This is a genomic window from Nostoc sp., from assembly GCF_036917815.1.
Lineage (GTDB): Bacteria > Cyanobacteriota > Cyanobacteriia > Cyanobacteriales > Nostocaceae > Nostoc.
The window spans coordinates 1-6294 of sequence record NZ_JBALEK010000104.1; the positions used below are offsets into that span (position 1 = coordinate 1).

A 6294-nucleotide genomic window follows, 5' to 3' on the forward strand; every position below is an offset into this window, starting at 1 on the left:
TTAATTACTAAGTGCTTTAGGTGTTTTTATGTAAAATTTATAGAAGCTTTTAATATCAGTATTTATACTACAAAATGAAGTGCGGAATGTGGGTTATATGAAATTTAAGACCCGCACAAAGCGCTGCTCCTTAGTGGCGCTTTGTGCGTTAAATTCTCGTACTGTTGTATCTTCACCTCCATACCTCCTTTGAATTAGCTTGATTTTACATAACTTGTGGTCTTTCCGTATCTAGCGAGATTCTGATTTTTCTTTGTTTGACTCCTCCATATTTACATTTAGCAGTGTTCGTTCTAGCTTACCCTGATTGGGTAATCACTTTTTCAAGAAACAGCACCGAAGAGAGAGGTCGTTTCTGCCTTGGGCTTGCGCTCGAAAACTTGTATATTGGGTTCCTCTAGCACGAACCCGTTGTCTGTTTGCTGACCGAGTTTACCAGCGATTGCTGCAACCCACTGTGGGTAATTACTAGCAGCATCAGTCAGTTTCTTGTAAATCTTAGGTTTGACTGTAATTGAAATGATGCGACCATCACAGTCAATTTCAAATTGTTGCCAACCATTCTCTATGGTCTTGGATTGTGGCACTTCGTTGATTTTAATTGCTACTTCTAGTTTTCCTGCAATCATGGATACCTCTGTTAAGATGCGATTGCTAATGTTGGCAAAGCATCAGATGTATGTACGAACCCCTGTGGATCTGTCAAAATATATTTTTTAATTACTGGTTGAAGAGTAAAAAAAATTTCTTTTGTAATTGGATGTTTAATACTTTCTAGTAATGACAGGCGTTCAAGTTTTTCTAACGCTTTGACTAACTTGGAAGTTGACAAAGATGCTTTATCTCTTTGATTTATATTAGTTAATAGCTTAACAAAACTAATGGGTTGGGAATTTGAAGCTATTTCATTTGCTAAATAAATCATAATCTGCCTTTGGATTTTACTTAACACTTGAGTGAACATTTTATCGAGCATTGCTTCAAGCTCACTGCTAGGGCGTGTCATCAATTGAGCCAAATAACAGAAGCAGCCAGATAAATTGCACCTAGAAAGTTTGCAGCACGTTTGTCGTAGCGTGTTGCGATCGCTCGGTACTGTTTGAGTTTGGCAAAAAAGTTTTCAATAAGATGACGAGCTTTGTATAAATCACGGTCGTATTCACGAGGATGATTACGGTTACGTTTGGGGGGAATGACTGCCGTTTTCCCCTGTGTCTGAAGCCGCTCAATTACTCGCTCATCCGCATCATAGCCTTTATCTGCTAACACTGTGTCAGCAACAATGTTGGGTAGCAGTTGGTCGGCTCCATCAAGGTCGCAGGCTTGTCCTGGTGTCAAGTGGAAGCTTATTGGGTTGCCCAACGCATCCACCACAGCATGAATCTTGGTACTTAATCCACCTTTACTGCGACCAATAGCTTCTGTAGATCCATCCCCCCTTTTGCACCCGCGCTGTGTTGATGGGCACGGACAATCGTTGAGTCAATCATCGCATATTCGTTGTCGGCATCATCTGCCAAGTGCTGAAATACCTGCTCCCACACCCCTGTTTTTGACCATCGACTGAAGCGGGTGTGAATCACACGAAAATCTCCAAATCTTGCTGGTAAGTCACGCCAAGGAATGCCTGCTCGGTAACGATATAACACTGCTTCAATAAACAATCGATTATCTTTCGCCGTCACTCCCACATAGCCCTCTCGCCCAGGTAGCAGGTCTTTGATTCTTTCCCACTGGTCATCACGCAAGAGCGTATCGGCGCGTCATCGTTTTCAAGAGTGTTTATTCTTTTTCAGCAGTTCTGATTCCAGTTTACATAATTGATGACACGCCCTAGCAACCCTTAAAAATTAATCCGACGATAGATTTCAGTCAGGGAAATTTCTACATTTAAACTGTGCAGCATAATCGTCCGCTCAAGGTGAGAGTGAACTTGCCATAGCCAGCGATCGTTACTGTTCCGATCCAAGTTGTGATACTGCTCAATATAGGGTTCCGTTTGACTTACAAGCAGATATTCACAAAAGCTGGTAATCGAGCGATATTTTCTGAACTTGTCCCCGCGATCATAAGCTTCAGTCGAGGGCGATAGAACTTCGACAATAAGCATTGGATTGAGAATTTCATCATTGCGATTGCTATTAAACTCTGGTTCACCATTAACAACCATCAAATCAGTATAAGTACCGCATTGATATTCAGGAATCCAAACTCGCAAGTCGCTATTATACAAACGGAAATCAGTGTCTCTCAATAAAAACCCTAAGTAAATTAAGAAGTTACTGGCGATGGCACTGTGAGATTCCGACCCTCCCGACATAGTAATAATCTCTCCGTTACGGTATTCATGGCGTTCAGGGTTTGTTTCTTCCATAGCCCGGTACTCGTCTAACGTCAGGCGAGTTGTTATTACTTCTGGGGGACTGGTTTGAGCAAAGACCACAATCAACCTCTTAAATAATTAGCTCTAAAACTATTATCTGCAAAGTCAAGAAGAATTGCTATTGAACGGTGGAATGCCGCAGCCTCCAAGTGAGGCTGCAATGTGCTTCCATCGGCTGGTTCTGATATGTTTTATTGCCTTTGGGTAAGAAATTATCCAATTCACCAACGGCAAGGAAATATTGGTAGAGATGGCGTGGCGCTGGGAGTTTGGGAAAGTTATAGAATATGCCAGGATTGAAATATCCAAAAATCAGTAAAATGTAAGTTTAGAGAGTCAAAAAAAAGGGTTTATGACCACAGCACAGGTCTAAAATTCAATGTATTGAAGATGGCGATCGCTGACAATAGAAACATTGGATGATTTGTATGGCTAAACCAGTAGGCGAAAAAGTTCCGAAACAAATGCAAGGGAAATTTGAGGAAATCACCCGCCTCACCGATGCCTTTTGCTCTCAACATCTTAACGGTGAATATGCAGAGATGTCGCGCCAACTGGCGGTTGCTCTGTGCCGCAAGCGTCCCTCGCCCCTAGCAACCGGACTAGCCAAATCGTGGGCTTGTAGCAACATATAAGAAATAATTATGCCGTAGGAGGATATATGAGGCAATTAATAATTAAGAACTATTGTCAGCGTTCGGAATTCAGTTATCTTGAAATTATCTGTAGGGCAGTATTTTGAGGTTCTCGATGGGGCGTAGTTTACCACCGCAGGTATTGCACTGGTTCTAGAAGAGGAAAATACCAATGCCAGAAAAATCAGGACTGTTCACTCCAGTTAGATTAGGTTCGCTTGACCTGACCAACCGCATCATCATGTCTCCTATGTCCCGTCTTCGAGCTACTACTGACTGTGTACCTACCCCAATAATGGTCGAATACTACACCCAAAGAGCTTCGGCAGGACTGATTATTACCGAAGGAACGCATCCTTCTCCAATGGGGCGGGGTTACACAACCTGTCCTGGGCTGCACAACCAGGAGCAGGTTGAAGGCTGGCGAAAAGTGACAGATGCAGTTCATGCTGCTGGGGGTCGGATATTTGTGCAACTAATGCACGCTGGACGGGTGTCACATTCCTCCCTATTACCTAACCATGCCCGACCAGTTGCACCTTCGGCTGTCCCGGTGATGTCCGAAGAAGTTCACGTTTGGGATGGCAAAGTCCCTTTCGAGATACCCCGTCCGTTAGAGTTATCTGAAATACCCGAAATTGTAGAGGAGTTCCGCAGAGCGGCGGAACTCTCTATTGAAGCAGGTTTTGATGGTGTGGAACTTCATGCAGCAACTGGATACCTACCCAACCAGTTCCAAGTCAGTGGCTCCAACCAACGCACCGATGCCTATGGTGGCACATTGGAGAATCGAACTCGCTTTACCCTTCAAGTGGTCAATGCACTCTGTAGCGTCCGGGGAGCAGAGCGGATTGGAGTCAAGATCGCTCCCGGCTTCACAGTCAACGATACATTCGATGACAATCCTGCTGAGACTTACACTTATGTTGCAAAAGCACTTAGTCCACTCGGTTTGGCATACTTGCACGTTGGGTATAACCAAGGTTATGCCAGAGGAACTGCACCGAGCTTCAACCCTATCGATCTGCTACGTACCGTTTACCAAGGAACACTGCTGGCTGTGGGTGGTTTTGATCGACAACAGGGTGATGAAGCAATTAGAAGCGGGCGGGCTGATGCCATAGTTTTCGGACGACCATTCATCTCTAACCCTGACTTAGTGGAGCGGCTACAACTCAATGCCCCTTTAAGCGAAGGTGATGTCAGGACATTCTATGGTGGTAGTGAACATGGCTACACAGACTATCCAACTCTGTCGCAACTCCATTGAACAAATTGAGTACAGTTTCTGATGTAATACAGATTTTATCGTCCTGTGCAAATACCTTGGGATTTGCAAGCAGAAGTACATTTACCGAGCATCGCTTGCTTGAGAAACTCATAAGTTTCCTCAATACTTACGGGAAATGCCTCAAAAAGCACAAACTCTAAAGACGGCTAAAAAAATGGTGTTGCTAGATTCGGATGATAGATGATGATACCATGCTAGAAAAAGCGGTGGAAGCCGCAGTCTTTCTTCAAGAGAGCAGTTAAATTTTTTTGCCCTAACTTAGATCGATTGTCCAAGGTTTTTCAGATCATGGAAAACCATAACCAGAAATCCAAATGAACTACGACATCAAAGACAAAACCATTTTGGTTACGGGCGCAAATCGCGGCATCGGCAAGGCGATAGTTGAGTCGTTTATTGAACACGGAGCCACCAAAGTCTATGCGGCTGTTCGTCAGCTCAACAGTGTCTCCTCATTGGTTGAGCAATACGGCTTACAGGTAGTACCAATTCAGCTTGATTTAGGTGATCCCCAATCTATTGTTGCTGCTGCTCAAGCTGCCCCAGATGTGCAAGTTGTTATCAATAATGCAGGAGTTTTTCAAGCTGGAACTCCCTTAGCTGAGAATGCGATCGCCGCTCTCGAATTTCAGATGAAGATCAATGTATATGGATTGATCTACATGGCTCAGGCGTTTGCCCCGGTACTCAAAGCCAATGGAGGTGGTGTCTTTGCCCAAATCAATTCTGTTGCTTCGCTCAAGGGTTTCCCGGATTCTGCCACTTACTGTGCCTCAAAAGCTGCGGCCTATTCAATCACCCAGGCATTACGAGAACTATTGAGTGAGCAAGGCACGCTTGTGCTAAGTGTTCACCCTGGCCCGATTGCCACGGATATGGGCAATGCGGCAGGACTGACTGAGGTTGCAGAGCCACCTGCACTTGTGGCAGACGGGATAATAAAAGCTCTCAAAGCTGGGGATTTTCACGTCTTTCCTGACTCGATGGCTAAACAAATGGGCAATGCTTATAAGAGCTTTGCGGAAAATGTCGTTGAGGTGTCATCAAGTTAACTACATTGCAGGGTAATACTCTAGACAAGGGGATCTGGGTATTAAACGGCAAGCCCAAACTCTTCTCGATTGTACAGATTCACTACTCCTCCTAATTCACCAGCACCCCATCAACACAAGCAATTCCCCACTGCGAAAACTTAACCAGCAATTTCTTGATTATCAAGGAAGGCAGGAGGCAGGAGGCAGGAGGCAGAGGGCAGGAGGCAGGAGGAAAACTGCCCTCTGCCTCCTGCCCGTGACCGTTCGCGCAGCAATACTGCTCGGTTAAGGAAAGAAAGTAGGCTGAAACCCTTGAGATATCGTTGTCTATAATGTCCAAAAGAGGCTTAACCGAGCAGTATTGGTTCGCGCAGCGTCTCGCAGAGAAGGGAACAAGGGTTTCAAACCCCGCCGTCTACACGGCGCTTACAATTTGGTTGGGGTTTGAATCCCCATCCAAATTGCGCCTCCTGCCTCTTTCAATATCATCAGCGCCGGATTGTCATTCCAGCACGAGAGCAAGAAGTCAAACCCCAGATTCTGCCCCGAATTCGGCGCAACTTTGAGCGTAAAACCCCCGAACTATATTCGAGGGATATAAGCGAATAAGCCAAATTTATTTGGCATTATTTATGCTAGACCTGATTTTATAATTCTTGGATTGTGGAATCCTATTGCATGGCGTGATGAGTACATTGAACTACCCTGAGTTAGAGTCACCCAGGCAAAGGTGATGGAATGGCGCAGCTTCCAAGTGGGGGTATGATGTACGTAATCGTCTAATCGTCTCGTTGCTGAGTTTCCAAGTCCATTGCTTTCAGTTCCAATCCAATGGCATTTGAACGACATTTATGAGCCCACATTCCGCACTTCATTTTGTAGTATAAATACTGATATTAAAAGCTTCTATAAATTTTACATAAAAACACCTAAAGCACTTAGTAATTAATA

General features: G+C 44.5%; 7 protein-coding genes. 3 read left to right on the top strand and 4 right to left on the bottom strand.

What is annotated here, in order from left to right; genetic code table 11:
* Positions 1-323: 323 nt before the first annotated feature.
* The 4 genes from V7K97_RS31820 to V7K97_RS31835 all read right to left on the bottom strand — a co-directional run bounded on the left by V7K97_RS31820 (position 324) and on the right by V7K97_RS31835 (position 2443).
* Positions 324-629, bottom strand: a complete 306-nt coding sequence (locus tag V7K97_RS31820) for a fertility inhibition FinO-like protein (RefSeq protein ID WP_334804979.1) — start codon at positions 627-629, stop codon at positions 324-326.
* Positions 630-640: 11 nt separating this feature from the next.
* Positions 641-1006 carry a hypothetical protein gene (locus V7K97_RS31825; RefSeq protein WP_334804980.1) on the bottom strand — a complete coding sequence of 122 codons (366 nt, stop codon included), beginning with the start codon at positions 1004-1006 and terminating at the stop codon, positions 641-643.
* A protein-coding gene (locus V7K97_RS31830) for an IS5 family transposase (RefSeq protein WP_334804981.1) occupies positions 1006-1748 on the bottom strand; the annotation gives its coding sequence in 2 pieces (ribosomal slippage) (positions 1006-1419 and positions 1422-1748; 741 coding nt in all). The genes V7K97_RS31825 and V7K97_RS31830 overlap by 1 nt, the downstream gene beginning before the upstream one ends.
* 95 nt (positions 1749-1843) lie before the next feature.
* Positions 1844-2443 carry a Uma2 family endonuclease gene (locus tag V7K97_RS31835; protein WP_334804982.1) on the bottom strand — a complete coding sequence of 200 codons (600 nt, stop codon included), beginning with the start codon at positions 2441-2443 and terminating at the stop codon, positions 1844-1846.
* A 368-nt stretch (positions 2444-2811) separates the two neighbouring features.
* On the opposite strand from V7K97_RS31835, the gene V7K97_RS31840 reads away from it, so the two are divergent.
* From V7K97_RS31840 to V7K97_RS31850, 3 genes are all read left to right on the top strand, one after another.
* Positions 2812-3018 carry a DUF6398 domain-containing protein gene (locus tag V7K97_RS31840; protein ID WP_334804983.1) on the top strand — a complete coding sequence of 69 codons (207 nt, stop codon included), beginning with the start codon at positions 2812-2814 and terminating at the stop codon, positions 3016-3018.
* Positions 3019-3190: 172 nt separating this feature from the next.
* Positions 3191-4288 (top strand): alkene reductase, encoded by a 1098-nt coding sequence (locus V7K97_RS31845; protein WP_334804984.1) that lies wholly within the window; start codon positions 3191-3193, stop codon positions 4286-4288.
* Positions 4289-4623: 335 nt separating this feature from the next.
* A complete protein-coding gene (locus V7K97_RS31850) occupies positions 4624-5361 on the top strand; it encodes an SDR family oxidoreductase (RefSeq protein WP_094329339.1) in 738 nt (245 codons plus the stop codon).
* Positions 5362-6294: the final 933 nt, after the last annotated feature.